This window comes from Cellulomonas sp. HD19AZ1, from assembly GCF_004535805.1.
Taxonomy (GTDB): Bacteria; Actinomycetota; Actinomycetes; order Actinomycetales; family Cellulomonadaceae; genus Cellulomonas; species Cellulomonas iranensis.
This window is the reverse complement of record NZ_SPHX01000006.1, coordinates 98,211-118,965: the sequence shown is the minus strand read 5'-3', so window position 1 is coordinate 118,965 and position 20,755 is coordinate 98,211. Positions and strand designations below refer to the sequence as shown.

Below are 20,755 nucleotides of genomic sequence, written 5' to 3'. Positions count from 1 at the left end.
TCCTTCATAACCCGTGTGACGGCAAGCGACCACCTCTGGAGGCCAGCAGCCATGTCACTAGACAACTCAGCTGCTTCCGATGGACTGGCAGACCCGCTGGTCACCCGCGGAGTAGCGGACTGACCGAAAGCGAACCGGCACACAGGTCCGGCCGCTCATCGAGCCCTCCTGTTTCTGGAAGCATCTAGGCAGATTCACCTGCCTTCGCGCCGCATTCGGGCACTTGGGCGCTCCAGGTTTGCTATATCTGATGTTAGAGGGCAGCACATCGGCAGCCCGCCATGGGCGAATCGGAGGAACCCGACATGCCGTACGAGCTCGATCACCGTCTGGTGGTTGGCGTAGCGCCGAGCGCACTTTTCGATCTGCGCGAGTCGGATGCAGCCTTCAAAACAAGCATTGATGCATACAGGTCCTTTCAGGATGAGAACATTGACAAACCGATGCCCAAGGGGGCGGCATTTCCCTTTATTGAGAGATTACTTGGCCTCAACGACCTCTCCCCCGGAGACCCCCTCGTGGAGGTGATCCTCCTTGCGAAGGATGACGCCGTCACGGGACTCCGCCACCTGAAGTCTCTAGCATTTTATGGCTTGAAGATCGAGCGTGCGGTGTTCACAGAGGGGAGCGCACCGTCGGGTTACATCAAGGAGTTGAACATATGCTTGTATCTCTCTGGAAACCGCTCTGACGTCGCTCGCGCAGTCTCGAACGGCCTCCCAGCCGGACTCGTTCTGGGCAGGACAGCGAGAAGTGAGGAGCACTCTGACGAAGCGCCCGGAGCGCTCCGCGTCGCATTTGACTTCGACGGCGTACTGGCGGACCTCGAGGCGCAGAAGGTCTACGACCGCGAGAAACTGCCGGGCTTCCTCGCGCATGAGGTGCGTCACGCCTCTGAGCCCCACCAGCCAGGCCCGATGGCCCAGCTGGTCCGTGCCCTCGGGAAGATCCAACGCAAGGAGATCGAGCGCCATAATTCAGATCCAGGTTACGCCCCGCGCGTCCGGATCGCACTAGTTACGGCACGACAGGCGCCAGCTCACGAGCGCGCAATCCGCACGCTTCGCGACTGGGACGTGCAGTTCAACGACGCCTTTTTTCTTGGCGGTATAGAAAAAGCGCGCGTGCTTAGGGTGTTGCGACCCCACATTGTTTTCGACGATCAACTAGACCATCTCGAGGGTGTTGCCGAGGAGATCGCGGCCGTGCTGGTTCCTTATGTAGGTGATGATGGAAAAAGCAGCCAGGACACATCTCGCGTATCGTCGGCGATTCGCAGTCGGGCGCGATCAATTGTCGGCCGACTGGCAAGGCGCCTGCGAAGAGGATAATCTGAAGCGCTCCGGACCCAAGCCCTAGCCGGCTTCGAGTGTCCAAACTCAGGCGCTTCTCGTGCTGATCACAGACACTCGCACTCTCCCTGTCCTCGGAATGCACCCTCGCGGTCAGATCTGGATGTCGCCGCAGAGGTGGACCTGGATGCCCATGCCGTGGAGCATGGCGGCCTTGGCGGTCAGGGCCTTGTCGGCGGTGGCCGCGTCGGGGGCGTAGGCCACGTTGAGGTGGTTGGCCTTGTGGCGGGCCATGAACTGGTCGCGGGTCACGCCGTGCAGCACGGCGTGCAGGATCGGCCACTCCGGGTTCGTGGCCTGCTTGCGCCGCTGCGTCTCGGCAGCGGGCAGGTCCACCGCGGTGGCCCGGCCCAGGTCGGCGTGCAGACGCCCGTCGGCGATGTAGATGCGGGACCAGACCACTTCCCCGGCCTTGCAGACGCCGTTGAGGGTCGACCCGCCGGCGGGGAAGAACACCGGGTCCTGCCGCCACCCCTCGGCCCCGGCGTACCCGCCGTCCAGGTGGGACGCCGGTACCGACCCCGAGATCTCCCACACCCACACGAAGTCCCCGTCGAAGTCCTCGCCCCAGCGCACGTCGTGCAACGTCGTGGCCGGGTCCAGACCCATCGCCGACCACACCCGGTTCGTCACCAGCGCGTCGACCGCGACACCCTCGTCGGCCTCGTTGAAGTGCGGCAACGCCCGCCCGTCCCACAGCACCCGCGACCCGTCACGCGAACGCACCGGCGGACGCGCCACGTTGTTCAACAACCCCTCGGCCAGGTCCGAGGCCGGGCACACGTCCTTCAACCCCTGCTGGTACTGGATCCCCACCGCGTCCAGCCCGAAGTCATCGGCGATCCACAACGCCGCCACGTACATCTTGTACTGCCACTGCAGCTGCTCACGCGTCAGCTCCGTGGCCTCGTCCGTGCCCAGCCGGAACGTCATCCCCGCGTCCAGCAACCATTCGTGCACCCCGTCGGCGACGTCGTCGGGGACCTGCTGCATCTGCGCCCACAACGCCGACTGCGACAACCGCTCCTTGTAGATCCCCGTGGGGTTCAGCAGCTCGTCGTCGAAGATCGCGTTGTACATCCCCATGCAACCCTCGTCGAACACCCCGACGATCGCCTTGTCCCGCACCAGCTGCGCCGCGAGCGCCTCCCCCAGCTCCCGCTCGGGCGAGTCCGGCAGGGCAGGCAGCGGGCGCACGTGCGACGCGTCGTGCACGATCCGCCACTCGGTCAACCACGACGCGACCCCCGCACGGAACCACGCGTCCGTGCCGTCGACCGTCCAGATCGTCGAGTACTCCCGACCCATCTTCGTCATCCCCGCGTTCAGGCCCAGCAGGCCGACCAGCCCTGGCCAGTCCCCCGCGAAGTTCGCCACCGTGAGGACCGGCCCCCGGTGAGTCCGCAGACCGGCGAGCACGTGATGGCTGTACTGCCACACCGCCTCCGCCACCACCAGAGGCGCATCCGGCGGAACGCTCGCGAACACCTCCAGACCCATCCGCTGCGAGCTGATGAACCCATGCCCCGTCACCGGATCCACCCCGTTCGCCCGCACCAGATCCCACCCCTGCTCCGCGAACGCGTCAGTCACCACCCGCTCCAACGCCACCTGCGTCGCCCACCCCGCGACGTTCGCCGACTCCCGCAGATCACCCGACGCCACCAGGAACGCCGTCTGCGGCGGAGCAACCGGCTCAGGGGTGACCTCAGGAAGGACGTACGTGGGCATGGCGACTCCTCGGGGCGCGACGCAGCGGCGGGACCTCGGTGTCCCGCTCGCGCGGTCCGTGCGCCGTCGTCGGCGTCCGCGGACCGTGGCGCCACTGTCGCAGTAATCGATTACAGACGCAACGCCCCCGCCCGGCCCGGTGGGGCGGCCGGCCGCTAGGTCAGGGCCGCGACGCGCTGGACCACGCGCCGCGCGGGCACGTCGAGCCCGCGGATGCGCTCCATGAGCATGCGCGCCGCCGCGGCACCCAGGTCGCGCGGGTCGAGCGGCACGAGCAGCACGCCGTCGGTGCTCGACGTCGCGAACGGCAGGTCGCCGACGATCGCGACGCCGCACCCCGCGACGCCGCCGCTCCCTGCCCCCGCCGCAGCCGCCCCCGCGGGCACCCCGCCCGCCACGTGCGCCGACGCCGCGACGGGCACGCCGCGCTCGGCCAGCGCGCGCAGCACGCCGACGCCGCCGAGGTTGTTGGTCGCGACCACCGCGTCCGGCCGCGGCTCGCGGTCGAGCAGGGCGACCGCCGCGTCGTGCGCGCCCGCCACGCGGAAGTCGCTGCGCACCAGCAGGTCGTCGGGGGCGGGCAGCCCGGCGTCGGCGAGCGCGTCGCGCCACCCCTGCGCACGCTCGACCGCCGTGCTCGTGGCGGCCGGGCCCGTGACGCACGCGATGCGCCGGAACCCGCGCGCGAGCAGACCCTGCGTGGCGGCCCGGCCGAGCGCGACGTTGTCGAACGTCACGAGGTCGACGTCGTCGGCCACGGCGCGGTCGACCGCCACCACGGCCCGGTCGCGCGCGAGCAGCGGCGCGAGCGCGGGGCGCCCGGAGGCGGCGGCGATGACGACGCCGGCCATGTTCTCGTCCTGCGCGACGGCCAGGTAGCGCGCCTCCTTGGCGGCGTCGTCGTCGGTGTTGCACAGCACGACGGACACGCCGTGCGCCTGCGCGACGTCCTCGACGCCGCGCGCGACGGCCGTGAAGAACGGGTTCTCGACGTCGGGCAGCACGAGCGCGACGACGTCGCTCGACCGGCGCCGCAGGGAACGCGCGGTGCGGTCCGGCGTGTAGCCGAGCTCGGCGGCGGCGGCCGTGACGGCGGCGAGCAGCTCGGGGCGCACGGGCTTGCCGTTGAGCGCGCGCGAGACCGTCGCGGTGGACACGCCCGCGCGGCGGGCGACGTCGACGATGCGGGGCACGGTCCTCCTCGGTCGGGGCCGCGGGCGCGCGGGGCGCGGGCCGGGCCCGCCACATCGTAGGTCCGGACTTCACCCGCCCGGGCGGGTTCGGGGGTCTTGGCCGACCGTCCAGTAATCGATTACAGTCACCTGTTAACAGTTGACGCAACGTTCAAGGGAGAACGTCGCATGACCTGGTCCTCGCTCGAACCGGTGCCTGCCACCGCCCTCGGCGACGTCATCACCGAGCGGCTGCGCCGCATGATCATCGCCGGCGACGTCCCGGCGGGCGCCCACCTGGCCGAGCCCCGCCTCGCGGAGTCGTTCGACGTCAGCCGCGGCCCCGTGCGCGACGCGCTGCGCCGCCTCGAGTCCGAGGGGCTCGTCGTCGTGCGGCGTCGCAAGATGTTCGCCGCCGGGCTCACCACCGACGACGTCGTCGAGCTCTACGCCATCCGCGAGGCCGTCGAGACGCTCGCGCTGCGCCTCGCGCACGACCGCGCGGCCGACGCCGACTGGGGCGAGGCGCTCGACGCGCTCGCCACCATGCGCCGGGCCGCCGACGCGGCGCGCTACACCGACTACGCGCACGCCGACCTCGCGTTCCACACGTCGTTCTACGCGCTGTCCGGCAGCCGCCGGCTGCTCGACATCTGGCGACAGTACGAACCGACGTTCGCCGTCCTGCTGGAGATCACCAACGCGGAGGACGTCGACCTGGGCCCGTCGCTCGCGTCGCACGTCGCGATCCTCGAGACCGCCCGCGCCGGGCGCGTCGACGAGGCCGTGGTCGAGCTGCAGGGACACCTGCTCGGCGCGCGCACCCGCATGGTGCACGCGCTGAGCCGCCTCGACACCGGTCGCGCCGCGACCCCACCGGACGGAGAGACCGCATGAGCACCCGCCCCCACCTGCTGCCCGCCCTCGCGACCGCGTTCGCGCACGACGGCACGCTCGACCTCGCGTCCTGCCGCCGGCTGTTCGCGCACGTCGCCGACCTCGACGTCGAGGCGCACTTCGTCGCCGGCACCACCGGCGAGTTCGTCGCGCTGTCCGACGACGAGCGGATCGCCGTCCTCGAGGCCGCGGTCGAGGAGATCGGCACCGCGCACGTGTTCGCGCACGTCGGCGCCGCGTCCACCCACCAGGCCGTGACGCTCGCGCACCGTGCGCGCGACGCCGGCGCCACCCGGTTCGCCGCCGTCACGCCCTACTACACCGACGTGCCGGGCGACGCGCTGCTCGACTACTACGTGCGCCTGCGCGACGTGCTCGACGGCGACGACGAGCTGTTCGCCTACGTGTTCCCCGCGCGCACCGGCGTCGACGTCGACCCCGAACGGCTCGCCGACGTCGTCGTCGCCGCCGGGCTCGACGGCGTCAAGGTGTCGGTCCCCGGCACCCGCTACGTCGCCGACCTCGTCGCGTCCCTGCCCGACGACGTGCCCGTCTACTCGGGCAACGACGCGCTGCTGCCCGAGGTGCTCGACGCGGGCGGCGCGGGCGTCGTCTCGGGCGTCATGCAGGTCGGGCCCGCGCCGTTCCTGCGGCAGGCACAGGCGCTGCGCGCGGGCGACCGTGCCGCCGCCCTCGCGGCGCGCGCCGACGTCGACCCGCTCGTCGCCGCCGTCGGGCCCAGCCTGCGCGCCACCAAGCAGCGACTCGTCGACGCGGGGCTGTTCCGGACCGCCGTCGTCCGCGTCCCCGCCGCACGCCACCCGCGTCCCGCCCCCGTCGCACCCGCCGTCGCGCAGGTCTGACCCCGGAGGTCGATGATGACCATGAGCCTCACCACGCCGCCGACGGCACCGCCGCCGTCCCGCGCGCCGCGGCCCCCCGCGGCCGTCCCCGCCACCCGGCGCCGGTCGCTGCGGTCCTCGCGCCTGCCGCTCGCGCTGCTCGCGCCGGCCGTCGCGCTCGTCGCGCTCGTGTCCGTGTTCCCGATCCTGTTCGCGCTCAACCTGTCCGTGCACGAGACGCGGTACACGCAGGTCGGCGACCTGGTCGGGCTGCAGCACTACCTCAGCGTGCTGGCCACCGCGCAGGGCTGGGCCATGATCGGCCGGTCGATGGTCTACGTCGTCGGCTCGCTCGTGCTGGCGCTGCCGCTGGCGGTCGGGCTCGCGCACCTGCTGGACCGGCCCGCCCGGCTGCGCCGCGTGTTCCGCGTCCTCATCCTCATGCCCTGGGTGATCTCGCAGACCGTCGCCGCGCTGCTGTGGCGCTGGCTGCTCAACCCCGACTACGGGCCGCTCGGGCTCGGGAGCCTCGGCGGCCAGCGGGTCGACGTGCTCGCCGACCCCGTGCTCGCGATGGTCGCGCTCGTGCTCGTCAACGTGTGGCTCAGCTACCCGCTCGCGACGATCCTCGTGCTCGCGGCGCTGCAGGGCGTCCCCGCCGAGCTGCACGAGGCCGCCGAGGTCGACGGCGCCACCGCGTTCCGCCGGTTCCGGTCCGTGACGCTGCCGATGATCGCGCCCACCGTGTTCGTCGTCGCGATCATGCTCACGCTCCTCTACTTCAACATGGTCACGCTCGTGCTGACCTTCACCGGCGGCGGCCCGTTCAGCGCGACGCAGCTCGTGAGCCTCGAGGCGTACCAGCAGTCCTTCAGCTACTTCAACCTCGGCCTGGGCGCGGCGTACAGCGTGATCCTGTTCGTCTTCAACGTCGTCTTCGGGCTCGCCTACATCAGGATGCTGCGAGGTGACCGCGATGTCTGAGACCACCACGGCCCGCGTCGTCGCGCCCGTCGCCCGCCCGGCCGCGCGCCGGGTGCCCGGGCGGGGCCGCCACAAGCCCGCCGGCCCGCTCGCGTACGTCGGCCTCGTCGCCGCGTCGGCGTTCGCGGTGCTGCCGCTGCTGTGGGCGCTGTCGACCTCGCTCAAGAGCAAGGGCGCCGTGCTGTCCGACGGCGGCTGGGTCCCGGCGGCGCCGACCCTGCAGAACTACGCCACCGTGCTGTTCGACTCGCAGGTGCCGCGGTACCTGCTCAACAGCATCGTCGTCGCGGGCGGGTCGGTGGCCCTGACGATCGTGCTCGCGCTGCTCGGCGCCTACGCGACCGCGCGGTTCCAGTTCCGCGGCCGCGACGCGAGCCTGTTCCTCATCCTGATGACGTCGATGATCCCGGGCATCGCGATCCTCGTGCCGCTGTACTTCCTGGCGGTGCGCACGGGCCTGTACGACACGTACCTCGGCATGATCGTCGTCTACACCGCGTGGCAGGTGCCGACCGTGCTGTGGATGCTGCGGGGCTTCCTGCAGTCGATCCCCGCGTCGCTCGAGGAGGCCGGCCGCATCGACGGCGCGGGCGACCTGCGGATCATGGTGCAGCTCGTGCTGCCGCTCGCGAAGCCCGGCATCGCCGCGGCGTCCGTCGTCGCGTTCGTCGCCGTCTGGAACGACTTCCTCATCGCCTCGACCATGGTCAGCTCCGACCACAAGCGCCTGGTCTCGGTGGGGCTCTACAACTACCTGTCCCAGTACGGCATCGAGTGGGGCCAGCTCACCGCCGCCGTCGTGGTCACCGTCGTCCCGATGATCCTGCTCTTCGTCCTCATGGAGAAGCGCATCGTCTCCGGGCTCTCCGCCGGCGCGACCAAGGGGTGAACCGGGGCGGCCCCGCCGTCCCCGGTCCGTCGCACCGGCACCGCACGCACCTCGTCGCAGAACTCACTTCAAAGGAGAAGGAACTCATGCGCACCCACCTCACCGCGCGGCGTGCCGCCGTCGCCCTTGCGGCGGCCGTCGCCCTCACCGTCCCCCTCGCCGCGTGCGGCACCAGCAGCGGCGCCGAGCCCGGCGGCACGTCGCAGCTCGAGCTGTGGACGTTCCTCGACCCCGCGTCGGACGACGCGCGCGGCAAGGCCCTCAAGCAGGTCGTCGAGGGCTTCAACGCGAGCCAGGACGACGTCGAGGTCACCGTCCGGTCCATCAACTACGCGCAGATCGACGCCGAGGTCATCCGCGCCACCAGCTCGGGGCAGGGCCCCGACATCCTCAACGTGTACTCCACGCAGCTCGCGACGCACGTCGACGCGGGCACGCTGCAGCCGCTCGCGGACGTCGCGGGCGCCGACCTCGACACCCTGAAGGACGACTCGATCTTCCCGTTCGACGGCGTCACGTTCGACGGCGAGGTGATGTCCGTGCCGTGGGAGGTGCGGGCGTGGATGCTCTGGTACCGGCAGGACCTGCTGGACCAGATCGGGGCGTCGCTGCCGACGACGAGCGCCGAGCTGGCCGACGTCGCCGCGCGGCTCGTCGCCGAGACGGACGTGACCACGGGGCTCGCGATCGGGTTCTCCGACCAGGGCCTGGGTGCGGACTTCGTGGAGAAGTTCATCCCGTTCACGTGGGCCAACGGCGGCGAGGTCCTCGACGGCGCGGGCGAGCCCGTGTTCGCCGACGACGCGGGCGTCGCGGCGCTCGGCATGATGGCCGACCTGCACGACGCGGGAGCGTTCGGCGACGAGGCGCTGTCCATGACCGCGGACGACGTCGTGCAGGGCGTCGCCGCGGGCACCATCGCGATGGCCATCGAGGGCACGCAGCGCGTGGGCGCCGCCCGCGCCGGCGACGGCATCGGCGACAACCTGCAGGTCGCGCCCGCGCCGTTCGACGCGTCGGGCCCGCTGCCCACCGCGGTGGCCGGCCAGACCATGGGCATCGGTGCGAACTCGGCCGACCCCGAGGGCGCGTGGAAGTTCATCGAGTACTACACGTCGGTCGAGTCGGCGACGGCGTTCGCCGAGGCGGGCGTGCTGCCCTCGCGGTCGTCGGTGTACGACACCGACGCGTTCTCCGCGCTGGGCAACGCCGACGAGCTGCGCGGCTGGCGCGAGTACATCGCCGAGCACGGCCGCGCCGAGGTCACCTCGACGCGGTTCAACGAGCTGAGCTCGGCGCTGGTCTCGGCCGGGCAGAAGGCCGTCTTCCAGGGCGAGGACCCGCTCGCCGCGCTCACGGCCGCCGCGTCCGCGTACGGCGGCTGACGCGCGGCGCCCGGGCCGGTGCACCGCCGGCCCGGGCGCGCCGCGTCACGCGGCCCTCTCCCCCAACCACCCCCGCACCACCTGCGAAGGAGCAGCACCCATGCGCACCACCTCGACCGACTTCGACGTCATCGTCTGCGGCGGCGGGCCGTCCGGGTTCGTCGCCGCGATCGCCGCGGCCCGCACGGGCGCGAAGACCCTGCTCGTGGAGCGGTACGGGTTCCTCGGCGGCATGGCGACGTCCGGCTGGCTGGGCCCGATCTCGCCGTTCTACTTCAAGGACGAGCGCGTCATCGCGGGCATCCCCTACGACTTCGTGAAGCACATGGTCGCGGCGGGCGGCAGCACCGGGCACATCCGCTGCACCAACCCGCACGGCAGCGGCAGCTACCTGTGCTTCTACGACCGCGAGACGTACAAGTGGTCGGCCATGTCGCTGTTCCTCGAGGCCGGCGGCACGCCGCTGCTGCACACGTGGATCGCGGGCACGATCGTCGAGGACGGCGCCGTGCGCGGCGTGGTCGTCGAGAACAAGGGCGGCCGCAGCGAGATCCGCGCCAAGGTCGTCGTCGACGCGACGGGGGACGGCGACGTCGCCGCGCGCGCCGGCGCCGAGCACACGGTCGGCAACGGCTCGGGCCTGTCGCAGCCGGCCACGCTGATGTTCGACATGGAGGGCGTCGACACGGTCGCCGTGAAGCGGTACATGGACGAGCACCCCGAGGATTTCGAGTGGGCGTCGGAGTTCGTCGCCGTGTCCGACTACTCGCCGCGCCTGCCGCGGCCCAGCGAGCACTTCGTGGGGCAGGGGTTCGTCGAGATGGTCGGCAAGGCCATGGCCGACGACGACCTGTACCTGGGCCGCGACTCGATCCTGTTCCTCACCACGACGCACCGCGGCGTGCTGCACTTCAACTCGACGCGCGTCGCCGGCGTCGACGCGACCGACGCCGAGTCCCTCACGCGCGCCGAGATCGACGCACGCCGCCAGGTGATGTCGCTGTCGGACTTCCTGGTCCGCAAGGTCCCCGGGTTCGAGCACGCGCAGCTCGCGGGCACCGGCACGCAGCTCGGCATCCGCGAGAGCCGGCACGTCACCGGTGAGTACGTGCTGACGGGTGAGGACGTGGTCGCGGGCCGCACGTTCGACGACGTCGTGTCGCGCGGGTACTTCCCGATCGACATCCACAACCTCAAGGGCAAGTCCGGGTACACGGGCGGCGGCACGTGGCAGGACCTCGAGGACACGTACGACGTGCCGAAGCGCGCGCTCGTCCCCGTCGAGCTCGACGGCCTCGTCATGGCCGGCCGCGCGATCTCCGCCGACCAGGCCGCGCACGGCTCGTTCCGCACGCAGGGCGGCGTCATGGCCATCGGCCACGCCGCCGGCACGCTCGCCGCCCTCGCCGCGAGGACCGACACGATGCCGCGCGACGTCGACCACCGCGACGTGCAGGCGAAGCTCCTCGACCAGGGCGCGTCCCTGCGCCGCGACCCCGCCGCCGTCGAGCGCGAGCGCCGGCTCGCCGTCGACGCCGTCTCGTCGGCGCTGGCTGCCGGGGAGATCTCGCCCGCGTACCTCGCCGAGGCCGAGACGTTCAGCGGGCGGGCGCCGCGGCTCTGAGGTCGGGCGCCCTCGGCGCCGAGGCACGAGGAAACAGCGAGGCCCCGGGTCTCTTGCCAGCGTTGACGCTGGTCAGAGACCCGGGGCCTCGGCCGTGGCGGTAGCGGTGGGATTTGAACCCACGGTGGACTTTCACCCACACACGCTTTCGAGGCGTGCTCCTTAGGCCGCTCGGACACGCTACCTCGGCGACTGAGAGTACCCGCTCGGAGCCCCAGCACCCAATCCGCTCCACCACGGACCCCGCGCCACCCAGGCCACCCCGCCACGAGCAGCGTCCGCCCGCGTCGTACCGTGGAGACGTGAGCACCACCGGCACGGCACGCGCGGGCACGCTCGCGACCGTGGTGGCCACGCTCGCGGGGCGGCGCCTCGCGGTGCTGACGGGGGCGGGTGTCTCGACGGACTCGGGGATCCCCGACTACCGCGGGCCGGACTCCCCGCCGCGCACCCCCATGACGTTCCAGCAGTTCGTGGGTGACGAGGCGTTCCGCCGGCACTACTGGGCCCGCAACCACGTGGGGTGGGGGCACGTGCACCGCACGCAGCCGAACGGCGGGCACCGCGCGCTGGCCGCGCTCGAGGCGCGCGGCGTGGTGCTGGGCGTCATCACGCAGAACGTCGACCTGCTGCACGAGGCCGCGGGGTCGCGGAACGTCATCGACCTGCACGGCCGGTACGACCGCGTGATCTGCCTGCGGTGCGGGCGCGTCGTGCCGCGCGCGGCGCTCGCCGAACGGCTCGAGGCATTGAACCCGGGGTTCGCGGAGCGCGTGGGCGTGGTCGGGGACGTCGAGATCGCGCCGGACGCCGACGCGGTGGTCGAGCAGACCGCGGACTTCCGCGTGCAGGCCTGCTGGCAGCCCGACCCCGACGGCGGCCCGGGTGAGTGCGGCGGCGTGCTCAAGCCGGAGATCGTCTACTTCGGCGAGAACGTGCCGCCGGAGCGCGTGGCGCGGGCGTTCGCGCTGGTCGACGCCGCGGACGCGCTGCTCGTCGCCGGGTCGTCGCTGACCGTGCTGTCGGGGCGCCGGTTCGTGAAGCACGCGTCCGACGCGGGCAGGCCGGTCGTCGTCGTCAACCGCGGCGAGACGCGCGGCGACCGGTACGCCGACGTCGTGCTGCACGCCGGCACCACCGAGACCCTGCAGGCCCTGGCCGCCACCCTCTGACCCGCGCCCGCGCCGGCAAGGCCGCCGAGCGCGCCAGAACGCGACCGGGTGCGGTCGAAGCAACAGGCGCACTCGGTGGCGTTCTGGCGCACTCGGCGATGAGAGCGGGCCGGACGCCCGTCAGCGGAAGAACGTGCGCAGCAGCTCGGCCGCCTCGGCGGCGGCGATGCCCGCGACCACCTCGGGGCGGTGCAGCGCGCGGCGGTCCCGCACGACGTCCCACTGCGACCCGCACGCCCCGGCCTTGTCGTCCCACGCGCCGAACACCAGCCGCGGCACGCGCGCCTGCAGCACGGCACCCGCGCACATGAGGCACGGCTCGAGCGTCACGACGAGCGTGCAGCCGTCGAGCCGCCACCGGCCCAGCGCGGCCGCGGCCTGCCGCAGCGCGACGACCTCGGCGTGCCCGGTCGGGTCGGCGACGGCCTCGCGCACGTTGCGCCCCCGACCCACGACCGCACCGTCGGGCCCCAGCACGACGGCCCCGACCGGCACGTCGGCCGTCGCGAGCGCGGCACGCGCCTCGGCGAGCGCGAGGTCCATCGCGGCGCGGTCGGCGGTGGTCGCGTACGGCGACGCGGGCCCGACGACGACGTCCGGCGTCCCGTCCACCCGCACCTCCCGCTCGTCGTCGTCCCGCGCACCCGTCGTGCATCCGTCACATGGTCCCCGGCCCGGGCTCGCCCATCCGGCACACCCCGGTCCCGCTCGGCCCGCCGGGCCCGCCACCGTCTCACCCGCCCCTGCCCACCCCGGCCCGGTGCGGGTGCGACGAACGACACCGTCGCCCCCGACCACCGTCCCGGCGGGCGGGGGCGTCCGCGCACTAGTGTGACGGTCATGCGCCTGCACGTCGCGGACCACCCGCTCGTCGCCCACAAGCTCTCGGTCCTGCGGGACGCCAGCACCCCGAGCCCGACGTTCCGTCAGCTCGTCGACGAGCTGGTGACGCTGCTGGCGTACGAGGCGACGCGCGACGTCCGCACGACGCAGGTGCAGGTGACCACCCCGGTCGCGACGACCACCGGCATCAAGCTCGCCGACCCGAACCCGATCGTCGTGCCGATCCTGCGCGCGGGCCTCGGCATGCTCGACGGCATGACGCGCCTGCTGCCGACCGCGGAGGTCGGGTTCCTCGGGCTGCAGCGCGACGAGGAGACCCTCGAGGCGATCACGTACGCCAACCGCCTGCCGGACGACCTCACGGGCCGCCAGTGCTTCCTGCTCGACCCGATGCTCGCGACCGGCGGCACGCTGGTCGCGTCGATCGACTACCTGCTGCAGCGCGGCGCGCGCGACGTGACGGCCGTCTGCCTCATCGCGGCGCCCGAGGGCATCAAGGTCGTCGAGGAGTTCGTGGGCGACCGCGCCGACGTGCAGGTGGTCGTGGCGTCGGTCGACGAGCGGCTCGACGAGCACGCGTACATCGTCCCGGGCCTGGGCGACGCGGGCGACCGCCTCTACGGCATCGTCTGACGCAGGGCGCCACGCCCCGGCGCCTGCGCGCCACCTCGCCCCGCCACCGCCGCGCGCTCGGGGACTCGACCGCCTCGACCGTCGGCTGATGAGTCCGTCCGCTTCCGTTGCACGACCGCGCCCGTCCGCGATGCGACACGCGAGTCCCACGCCCTGAGACGGCCTCCGATATCCCTTGGTCGACCGTGCGCACCGTGCCACGATCGTCCGGTGAGTCCCGTGACGACGCCCGTGCACGTGCATCCCTGCACGCGCACGTCCGGCGTACCCACGTCCGGGTGGTATCCGCACCGCTGTCGCGTCTGACGCCGACCCGCCGGACCACCCACCGACCGCCGCTGGCACCGCCGCCGGTCACCCTCGCCTCACGGAGACCTCCCATGACCACACCCGCACGGCTCCCCCGCACCCCCGCCCCGCGGCCCGCCGCCGCGGCGCCCGCGCCGCGCGGGCCCCGCGCCGGGTTCGTCCTGTACGTGAGCCTGCCCGAGGGCGACGCCGAGGACGGCACGCCCCGCGCGTCGGCCGCCGACATCGCCGAGACCGCCGACCTGCTGCGCGAGCTCGCGTCCGAGGCGCTGCCCGGCGCCGAGTCGTTCGCGGCGCTGTCGCTCGTGCCCGGCACGACCGGCGACGTCCGCAGCATCGGCGAGCGGATCTCGCACCTGCGCCTGCTGGAGCCCGTGGAGGACGACGCACCGGGCACCCCCTGACGTCCTCGCCGGCTCGGGGGACGCCGGGCGAGGACACGCGCTGCCGGGCCGGCACCGGGTCGGGGGACTCCGCCCCGGCCCGGCAGCGCACCCTTCGTCGTGCGCAGCGGCAGCCGCGCGCGCCGCGCGGGCGCCCGTCAGGCGGCTGGTCCCCGGCCCGGCGGACCGTCAGCCGAGGGGCGTCGGCGCCGCCGCGGGCGCACCCGTGCGGACCGTCACCACGCCGAGCAGGTACTGGTCGCCGCCCGTCGAGGCGGTGAGCGTCCCGACGCCCGACGCGGGCATCGTGACCTCCTCGAAGCCCTTCGCGTCGACGCCGAGCGCGTTCGGGTACCGCCAGCCGGTCGCGGTCGAGTCGAACGCGTTGGCCGCCGACCCGCCGCCCACGACCGCGGTGCCGTTCCAGCGTCGTGGCGTGAGCGCGCCGACGCCGGACAGGGTCAGCCGGTCGCCGGTGGTCGCGCGGTCGCCCTCCCACCCGACGACGCCGATGCGCGTACGCGTGCCCGGCGCACCGGTGAACAGGAACGCGGGCGCGGTGCTCGACGTGCCGACCCACGAGCCGCCCTGGTGCACGGTCACGGCGGAGCGGCCAGCGGCGGTGTCGGCGCCGACCGTGCCGTGCACGACGACGAGCGCCCAGCCGGCGTAGTACGTCGGCTCGCGGTCGGTGCGCGTCTGGCTGACCGCGGCGTCCGCGAGCGCCCACGTGCCCGCGCCCTGGGCGGCGACGAGGTCCGTGACGTCGACGGCCGACTGGTAGTAGCGGCGGTCCTTGTTGTCGGTCACGCGCACGACGTCGTCCGGGTCGGCCGTCACGGTCGTCCACGTGCCGTCGGGGCCGCGCAGCCGCGCCGTGCCGAGCGCCGTGCTCCACGCGTCGGCGGGCCCGCGCACACCCGACCAGTACAGCCCCGCGAAGACCACGGGGCGCCCGTCGGGCACGTCGAGGCGCGTCTCGGAGGACACGGGCGCGCCGGGCCGCTCGCCGGGCGGCGGGGCCTGGTCGACGGGTCGCATGTCGAGCCCGTTGTTGTCGCGGTCCTGGCGCACGGCCCCGCACGGCTGGCCGGCGTAGGGGTCGTGGCACACGAGCAGCGGCGCACCGACCTCCACGACGTCGAGGTCGCCGACGCCCGACCACACGGGCGTGAGGTTCGCCGACGAGACGACGACCGGTGCCGACGTCGTGATCGGCGGCACTCCCGTGGCGGTGACGCGCACGTCGACCGTGCCGCGCACGGCGGCCGCGGCGCGCGCACCCACCTGCACCGGCACCGACGCGCCCGCGGCGAGGTCGCCCAGCGCGCACGTGACCACCCGACCGGTCCCGGCGCACCCCGCGGACGTGACGCCCGCGCGGTCCGCCGTGACGCCCGGCGGCAGGGTCACGGTGGCGGTCACGTCCGCCGCCGCGGCGGCGGGTCGGCCGTCGGACCGCTCCCCCGCGACGCGGACGACGAACGCGACACCGCCGCCCTTGAGGTCGACCACGGCGGCGGCGTCGCCCACCGTGAGCTGCGGCGGCACGACGGTCACGGCCACGACGCCGCGGGTCGCGGGGACGTCGGCGTCGGCCGCCCGCCCGTCGAGCGTGAGCGCGAGCTCGCCGACGGCGCCGGGCGCGGCCGACAGGCGCGCGGTCAGGTCGACGTGCGCACCGGCCGCGAGGTCGCCGACGCACGCGGTCACGCCCTCCGCCTGGTCGCACCGCCAGCCCGGGGCGTAACCGTCCGCGACGGTGACGCCGGGCGGCACCTGCCACCGCAGCGCCGCACCGGTGGCGGGCAGGTCGCCGGTGTTGGTGACGCGGACCGTGACGGGAGCGGCGGTGCCGGGTGCGACGTCGACCGCGGCGGGCGCGTCGAGCACGAGCGTCGCGGGGCGCACGACCGTCGTCGCGACGGAGGCCGTCGCGACGGGTCGCGACGCGGACGGGCCGAACCGCAGGGCCACCGTCCCCGCCCCCGGGGCGGTGTCGCGCGCCGTGGCCAGGGTCAGCGCGAGCGTCGTGGCGTCGAACGCGCCGAGCGCACCGTGACGGCACGTCGTCGAGCCGGACCGCGGCGGGTCGCACGACCAGGGCGCGGCGCCCGTGGCCGTCACACCGGCGGGCAGCGCGAGCGTCACCGTCGCCGGGGCGTCACCCGTCACGCCCGTGCCCCCCGCGTTGCGCACGGGCACGTCGAGCGTCGTCGTGCGACCGGCCACGAGCTGCACGGCCGTCGGCATGCCGGCGCCGGGGACGACGCGCGCGGGCGACGCCGCGACGACCAGCGGGATCGCGACCGGGTCCCACGCACCGCCGTCGCCGGTCACCGCGACGCGCACCGCGTCGCCCGGGGACGGCCGGAACGCCTCGTCGATCCGCACGCCCATGTCGAGCGTCGCGGACGCGCCCGGCGCGAGGCCCTCGAGCGTGCACGTCGCCGTGGTCTCGGCGTCGCCGACCACGCACAGCCACCCCGTCGCCGGCCCGAACCCGAAGGCCACCGCGCCGGGCCCGCCGCCGATGACGAGCGACACCCCCGCGGGCACGTCCACCTGCGCGGTCAGACCCGCCGTGGGCACGCCGCCCGTGTTCTCGACCGTGAACGACAGCTCCTGCCCGTCGGCGCCGGCCGCGAGCGAGAAGCCACCGGTCGGGCCGCCGACCACGACCTGGGCGGGGCCCGGCGGCGTGGGGGTCGGTGTCGGCCCGGCGGTCGGCTCGGGTGTGGGCTCGGAGGTCGGCTCGGGCGTGGGCTCGGAGGTCGGCTCGGCCGTGGGCGGCGGGTCGGCCGTCGGGTCGGGGTCCGGCCCCGGGTCGATCACGGGGACGCCGGTCGGGGCGGGGCGCGGCTCGGCCGTCGCCGTGTCGGGCGTGCTCGAGCCGGGCGTGGCCGACGCGTCCGGGGTCGGCGTGGCCGTGGGCGCGTCCGACGGGGTCGCGGAGGGGACGTCGGTCGGCGTCGCCGTGCCCGTGGCACGCGGCGTCGCCCGGGGCGTCGCGTCACCGGTCGCGCCCGACACCTGCGCGCCCGGGGCCCCCGCCTCGTCCCGCCCCTGGAGCAGCTGCGTCGCCCCCACCACGGCCACCGCGACGACCACCACGGCCGCGGCGACGGCCGCGATCGCCGTGGTCGACGCACCGGCCAGCAGCCCGGCCAGCCCCGTGGTCGCCGCCACGCCGCCCGCCGAGGCCGCACCCGCGGTCGAGACGGCGGCGCTGCCGCCGGCCGCCGTGACCGCCGCCGCGCTGCCCGCCGCCGCTGCGCCGCCGACGCCCGTCCCGCCGACCGCCGAGCCCCCGGCCGCCGCCCCCGTGCCACCCGCACCGCCGGTGGACGACGCGCCGGACGACGTGCCGGCGGACGACCCGCCCGCAGCCCCGGCGCCCACGCCCTGCCCGAGCGTCGCCGCACCCGCGGCCAGCCCGCCGCCGACCGGCAACCGGTGCGCGAGCGCACCGAGCCCCAGGAGCCCCAGCACGAGCGGCGCCACGACGGCGCGCATGCCGTGGTTCACGTCCCCGAGCTCGAGGACGAGCGCACGGCACTCGCCGCACGCGTCGAGGTGCTGCTCGACGGCACGCGTGTCGCGCGCGCCGAGGCCGCCGCGCACGTACGCGCCGAGCTTGCCGGACGCGCCGCGGCAGCCGTCGTCGAGCGGGTCCTGCAGGTGCATCTGCAGGTACGCCTGGCGCAGGCCCTCGCGTGCCCGGTAGGCCAGCGCGGCCGCGCTGTTGGCGGTCAGGCCGAGCAGCGGCGCGATCTGCGCGGGCGTCAGGCCCTCGACCTCGCTGTGCCACAGCACGGCCTGCCAGCGCTCGGGCAGCGAGCGGAACGCGCGCGCGACGACGCCGCGCTCGAACCCGGCGAGCGTCGGTTCCTCGGCGGCCTCCACGGGGGTCGAGGCGGTCTCGAGCGTCGCGACGTCGTCGGTCGGCTGCGTGCGCCGGCCCGCCGTGCGGTGCACCGCGGCGACGCGACGCACGACCGTGAAGAGGTAGGCACGGAACGCGACCTCGGGCCCGCCGCCGCGCAGGATCGCGCGGTGCACGTTCGCGAACGCGTCGGCCACCACGTCCTCGGCGTCCGCCGGGCCGTCCGTGTACTGCCGCGCGACCACGAGCGCGGCGCCCGCGTGCCGCTCGTACAGGTGCCCGAACGCCTGCGCGTCCCCCGCCCGGGTGGCGCGCAGCAGCGCGGCGTCATCCTCGATGACCCCGTCGACCTCCGTGCCTGCAGCCACGCGTCTTCCCGTCAGGTCCTCGTCCGCACGATCTCGCCTCGACAGGGTGCCATATCAGACCGAAGGGATGAACGGTGCGTCGAGCCCCAGGAACCGCAGTCAGGACGTCTCCGCCCAGGTCGGGACGCACGCGACCTTCCGGACGCCCCCACGAACGAGTGGGTGAAAACCACCCGGACCGCCGTCATGACCCGTGTGCAACGCACTCTCACCCGGTGTGACGACCGACTTCGGCAACGACGGGCGCGCCCTCCCCGCAGGGCTGCGCGAGCGGTGGCGCCACGAGAGCGTCACGTCGGTCTGGCGTCGACCGTCCGACTGGTACCACCCCGCGGTGGACGCGCTCGCCGCGGCGGTGCTCGACCACGGCGACCCGACGGCCGCCGCGTGGGACCTGGGGCGGGCGCGCGGCGAGCACGGCGTGGGCGTGGGCGAGGCGCTCGACGACCTCGTGTGCCTGTACCGCTCGACGGGCGTCCCCGCGCCGCCGGTCGACGCGGTGCGCGCGCTGACCGAGGGCTGGTCGGACGCGCAGGCCGCGCTGCTCGTGACGGGTGCGTGCACCGACCCCGAGACGGGCCTGCCGACGCGGCAGTACCTCGCCGTCCGGCTCGAGGAGGCGTACCTGGACGCCGTGCGGCACGGCCTCGTGCTGGTCGACGTCGCGGCGGGCCACGTCACGGGCCTGCTGCGGGCGGCGCGGTCGGCGGCGGTGGGCGCCGCGCTGCGCGACGCGTTCGGCGCCGGGTACCCCGCGGCGACGCTCGGCGGCGGCGTGTTCGCGGTGCTGACGCGTGCGGGCGACGACACCGACGCGCGCATCGCGGTGCTGCGGGCGGAGGTCGCGCGGCGCTGCGAGGACGTCGACGTCCGGGTGTCGACGCGCCAGCCCGTTCGGGTGTGGGTCGAGCCGCTGCCCGCGACGCACGCGGCCGCCGTGCAGCGGCTCGCGCAGCTCGCGCGTCCCGAGCCGTGGGTGGGCATCCCCCGGCCCGCGCCGCCGTCCGTGCCGCGCGACCACGCGTTGCACGACGAGCCGGGTGGCCCGACCACCGGACCGCAGCCCTCCGCGTCCGCCGGTCCGCCGCGCCACCCGGGCGGGTTCGGCCTCGCGGGGCCCGGGTCGGCGCTGCCGCCCGGCCTGCTCGCGGCGCTGTGGCCCGACGGGCCGCCCGTGCGCGACACCCCGCCCGCACCCGCGGCCCCTGACGACGACGCGCGCGACCGCGCGGCGCCCGACGACCCACGCGACCGCGGGACGCCCGACGACCCCGCGACGACGACCGACTGACCGGACCGACCGACCGCGCGGACCGCATCCGAAGCCGCGCCGCACGCCCGCGCGCCCGGGCGCGGACGGACCTCACCCGTCGCCGCGACAGTGCCCGGGCGCGGCGCTACGGTCGACGGTATGCCTCCCGCCGACGTGCTCCCACCCGAGTCGGAGGTGCCCGCGGACGACCCCGGACCGCTGCTGACGTCTGGGACGTCGGCGGACGTCTACGCGCTCGACGACGCCCGCGTGCTGCGCCGGTACCGCGAGGGCCGCGACGCGACCCCCGAGGTCGCGCTGCTGCAGCACGTGACGGCGCACGGCTTCCCGGCGCCGGCGGTGCTCGGCGCGTCCGGCTCGGACATCGTCATGGAGCGTGTGCACGGGCCGACGCTGCTGCAGGCGCTCGGTGCGGGCGAGGTGTCGATCTCCGACGCGGCGCGCGTGCTGGCCGACCTGCACGCGCGGCTGCACGCGATCCCCGCGCCGCCCGCGTGGGTCGCGCCGTCGGACCGCGACTGGCCGGTGCTGACCGGCGGGCCCGTGGTCGTGCACCTGGGGCTGCACCCGGGCAACGTCATCCTCGCCGAGCCCGGCCCCGCGCTGGTCGACTGGGCGACCGCGCGCTCCGGGACGCCCGAGCTCGACGTCGCGGTGACGGCGGTGATGCTCGCGGAGGTCGCGGTCGACGCGGGTGGCGACTACTCGCAGGCGGCGCGCGCGCTGCTCGCGGCGTTCCTGCACGCGTCCGACGTGTCGCCGCTGGCGGCGCTCGACGACGCGTCGGCGATGCGTGCGGTCGACCCGGCGCTCGTCCCGGGCGAGCGCGAGCTGGTCCCCGACGCCGCGGGGCTGGTGCGCACGCTGCTGGAGCTCACGGCCGGCTGACCCGGGGCGGCCCGTGCGGCGTTCCGGCTGCCCAGCGGCCGCAACGACGCACACCGACGTCGACAGCACCGGCACCGGCGCCGCCGACGAGCACGGCGGAGCCACGACCCGCTCCACCGCGACC

General features: G+C 74.5%; 16 protein-coding genes and 1 tRNA gene. 12 read left to right on the top strand and 5 right to left on the bottom strand.

What is annotated here, in order from left to right:
• Positions 1-305 precede the first annotated feature (305 nt).
• Positions 306-1,331, top strand: coding sequence for a 5'-nucleotidase (locus E4A51_RS13805; protein WP_134852119.1), 1,026 nt, complete (start codon positions 306-308; stop codon positions 1,329-1,331).
• A gap of 114 nt (positions 1,332-1,445) precedes the next feature.
• Here the strand turns inward: E4A51_RS13805 and E4A51_RS13800 are convergent, their stop codons facing one another.
• Both E4A51_RS13800 and E4A51_RS13795 read right to left on the bottom strand, forming a co-directional pair.
• A complete protein-coding gene (locus tag E4A51_RS13800) occupies positions 1,446-3,083 on the bottom strand; it encodes a fucose isomerase (protein WP_134852118.1) in 1,638 nt (545 codons plus the stop codon).
• 155 nt (positions 3,084-3,238) lie between these two features.
• Positions 3,239-4,276, bottom strand: coding sequence for a LacI family DNA-binding transcriptional regulator (locus tag E4A51_RS13795; protein ID WP_134852117.1), 1,038 nt, complete (start codon positions 4,274-4,276; stop codon positions 3,239-3,241).
• 168 nt (positions 4,277-4,444) lie between these two features.
• Here E4A51_RS13795 and E4A51_RS13790 point away from each other — a divergent pair, with 168 nt between their 5' ends.
• The 6 genes from E4A51_RS13790 to E4A51_RS13765 all read left to right on the top strand — a co-directional run bounded on the left by E4A51_RS13790 (position 4,445) and on the right by E4A51_RS13765 (position 10,876).
• Positions 4,445-5,152, top strand: a complete 708-nt coding sequence (locus tag E4A51_RS13790) for a GntR family transcriptional regulator (RefSeq protein ID WP_070320592.1) — start codon at positions 4,445-4,447, stop codon at positions 5,150-5,152.
• Positions 5,149-6,015, top strand: coding sequence for a dihydrodipicolinate synthase family protein (locus E4A51_RS13785; RefSeq protein WP_134852116.1), 867 nt, complete (start codon positions 5,149-5,151; stop codon positions 6,013-6,015). Before E4A51_RS13790 ends, E4A51_RS13785 begins: the two co-directional genes overlap by 4 nt.
• A 21-nt stretch (positions 6,016-6,036) precedes the next feature.
• Positions 6,037-6,978, top strand: a complete 942-nt coding sequence (locus tag E4A51_RS13780) for a carbohydrate ABC transporter permease (RefSeq protein WP_046531067.1) — start codon at positions 6,037-6,039, stop codon at positions 6,976-6,978.
• Positions 6,971-7,867 carry a carbohydrate ABC transporter permease gene (locus tag E4A51_RS13775; protein ID WP_134852115.1) on the top strand — a complete coding sequence of 299 codons (897 nt, stop codon included), beginning with the start codon at positions 6,971-6,973 and terminating at the stop codon, positions 7,865-7,867. Before E4A51_RS13780 ends, E4A51_RS13775 begins: the two co-directional genes overlap by 8 nt.
• Before the next feature lie 86 nt (positions 7,868-7,953).
• Positions 7,954-9,252 carry an ABC transporter substrate-binding protein gene (locus E4A51_RS13770; RefSeq protein WP_062101187.1) on the top strand — a complete coding sequence of 433 codons (1,299 nt, stop codon included), beginning with the start codon at positions 7,954-7,956 and terminating at the stop codon, positions 9,250-9,252.
• A gap of 100 nt (positions 9,253-9,352) precedes the next feature.
• Positions 9,353-10,876: an FAD-dependent oxidoreductase gene (locus tag E4A51_RS13765; protein ID WP_134852114.1), complete on the top strand. Its 1,524-nt coding sequence runs from the start codon at positions 9,353-9,355 to the stop codon at positions 10,874-10,876.
• 95 nt (positions 10,877-10,971) lie between these two features.
• Here E4A51_RS13765 and E4A51_RS13760 read toward each other — a convergent pair.
• Positions 10,972-11,061, bottom strand: a tRNA-Ser gene (locus E4A51_RS13760).
• A 117-nt stretch (positions 11,062-11,178) separates the two neighbouring features.
• Here E4A51_RS13760 and E4A51_RS13755 point away from each other — a divergent pair.
• The gene (locus tag E4A51_RS13755) at positions 11,179-12,048 is read left to right on the top strand and encodes a Sir2 family NAD-dependent protein deacetylase (protein ID WP_134852113.1); all 870 of its coding nucleotides are present in this window, start codon (positions 11,179-11,181) and stop codon (positions 12,046-12,048) included.
• Positions 12,049-12,168: 120 nt separating this feature from the next.
• Here the strand turns inward: E4A51_RS13755 and E4A51_RS13750 are convergent, their stop codons facing one another.
• On the bottom strand, positions 12,169-12,591 hold the full coding sequence (locus tag E4A51_RS13750; protein WP_134852245.1) for a nucleoside deaminase: 423 nt from the start codon (positions 12,589-12,591) through the stop codon (positions 12,169-12,171).
• 297 nt (positions 12,592-12,888) lie between these two features.
• Between E4A51_RS13750 and upp the strand changes: the two genes are divergently transcribed.
• Together upp and E4A51_RS13740 are read left to right on the top strand one after the other, a co-directional pair.
• Positions 12,889-13,524: a uracil phosphoribosyltransferase gene (gene upp, locus E4A51_RS13745; RefSeq protein ID WP_087510596.1), complete on the top strand. Its 636-nt coding sequence runs from the start codon at positions 12,889-12,891 to the stop codon at positions 13,522-13,524.
• A 380-nt stretch (positions 13,525-13,904) separates the two neighbouring features.
• Complete coding sequence (locus E4A51_RS13740) at positions 13,905-14,237, top strand: hypothetical protein (protein ID WP_046529940.1); 333 nt, start codon at positions 13,905-13,907, stop codon at positions 14,235-14,237.
• A gap of 168 nt (positions 14,238-14,405) precedes the next feature.
• On the opposite strand, the gene E4A51_RS13735 is transcribed toward E4A51_RS13740, so the two are convergent.
• On the bottom strand, positions 14,406-18,470 hold the full coding sequence (locus E4A51_RS13735; RefSeq protein ID WP_134852112.1) for a sigma-70 family RNA polymerase sigma factor: 4,065 nt from the start codon (positions 18,468-18,470) through the stop codon (positions 14,406-14,408).
• Positions 18,471-18,687: 217 nt separating this feature from the next.
• On the opposite strand from E4A51_RS13735, the gene E4A51_RS13730 reads away from it, so the two are divergent.
• Together E4A51_RS13730 and E4A51_RS13725 are read left to right on the top strand one after the other, a co-directional pair.
• The gene (locus E4A51_RS13730; protein WP_240696493.1) at positions 18,688-19,761 is read left to right on the top strand and encodes a hypothetical protein; all 1,074 of its coding nucleotides are present in this window, start codon (positions 18,688-18,690) and stop codon (positions 19,759-19,761) included.
• 120 nt (positions 19,762-19,881) lie between these two features.
• Positions 19,882-20,631 carry a phosphotransferase gene (locus tag E4A51_RS13725; protein ID WP_070320987.1) on the top strand — a complete coding sequence of 250 codons (750 nt, stop codon included), beginning with the start codon at positions 19,882-19,884 and terminating at the stop codon, positions 20,629-20,631.
• The last annotated feature ends 124 nt before the right edge of the window (positions 20,632-20,755 follow it).

Bases quoted from the DNA above. Each gene is read 5' to 3' on its own strand.
- E4A51_RS13765 (WP_134852114.1), top strand. From the start codon at position 9,353: ATGCGCACCACCTCGACCGACTTCGACGTCATCGTCTGCGGCGGCGGG.
- E4A51_RS13790 (WP_070320592.1), top strand. From the start codon at position 4,445: ATGACCTGGTCCTCGCTCGAACCGGTGCCTGCCACCGCCCTCGGCGAC.
- E4A51_RS13800 (WP_134852118.1), bottom strand. From the start codon at position 3,083: ATGCCCACGTACGTCCTTCCTGAGGTCACCCCTGAGCCGGTTGCTCCG.
- E4A51_RS13725 (WP_070320987.1), top strand. From the start codon at position 19,882: ATGCCTCCCGCCGACGTGCTCCCACCCGAGTCGGAGGTGCCCGCGGAC.
- E4A51_RS13805 (WP_134852119.1), top strand. From the start codon at position 306: ATGCCGTACGAGCTCGATCACCGTCTGGTGGTTGGCGTAGCGCCGAGC.
- E4A51_RS13740 (WP_046529940.1), top strand. From the start codon at position 13,905: ATGACCACACCCGCACGGCTCCCCCGCACCCCCGCCCCGCGGCCCGCC.
- E4A51_RS13750 (WP_134852245.1), bottom strand. From the start codon at position 12,591: ATGGACCTCGCGCTCGCCGAGGCGCGTGCCGCGCTCGCGACGGCCGAC.
- E4A51_RS13780 (WP_046531067.1), top strand. From the start codon at position 6,037: ATGAGCCTCACCACGCCGCCGACGGCACCGCCGCCGTCCCGCGCGCCG.
- E4A51_RS13775 (WP_134852115.1), top strand. From the start codon at position 6,971: ATGTCTGAGACCACCACGGCCCGCGTCGTCGCGCCCGTCGCCCGCCCG.
- upp (WP_087510596.1), top strand. From the start codon at position 12,889: ATGCGCCTGCACGTCGCGGACCACCCGCTCGTCGCCCACAAGCTCTCG.
- E4A51_RS13770 (WP_062101187.1), top strand. From the start codon at position 7,954: ATGCGCACCCACCTCACCGCGCGGCGTGCCGCCGTCGCCCTTGCGGCG.
- E4A51_RS13785 (WP_134852116.1), top strand. From the start codon at position 5,149: ATGAGCACCCGCCCCCACCTGCTGCCCGCCCTCGCGACCGCGTTCGCG.